This is a genomic window from Haemophilus sp. UMB1048 (genome assembly GCF_030218125.1).
GTDB lineage: Bacteria > Pseudomonadota > Gammaproteobacteria > Enterobacterales > Pasteurellaceae > Haemophilus_D.
The window spans coordinates 1-342 of record NZ_JASOPB010000042.1; the positions used below are offsets into that span (position 1 = coordinate 1).

Annotated in this window: 1 protein-coding gene; it reads right to left on the reverse strand. The window is 55.3% G+C overall.

Going from position 1 to position 342, the window contains the following annotated elements; genetic code table 11:
- Window positions 1-342, reverse strand: a 342-nt coding sequence (locus QP437_RS09795) for an AAA family ATPase (RefSeq protein ID WP_285267706.1), incomplete at both ends; no start/stop codon positions are given.

Below are 342 nucleotides of genomic sequence, written 5' to 3' on the forward strand. Positions count from 1 at the left end.
GGGAGCGGTTGCCCGTTGTTGTGCTCTTGCGCCCATGCGAAACGACGAGCGGTTAGCGTTTTGGGTGCTTCTGCTGCGATGTACAGCGCGTTACCGCCTGCAATGCGCCGCCCGTTGAAGTAGTCCGTTTTCTTGGTGATAGCTCCGCACAGGCCAACGGCAAAGAATGACTTATAAGACTTGCTCGCGCCGTACAGGTAGCACACGCCAGCGGTTAGCAATCCCTCGACAATAATCGTTGTCGTGTCGCTGATTCCCGGCTCTCCGGTAAAGCTGGAGTAAGACAGGCGGCGTGGTTTGCTGGTGATGGTTTTCTTTGCTGGCTTGAGTGTTACAACGTTT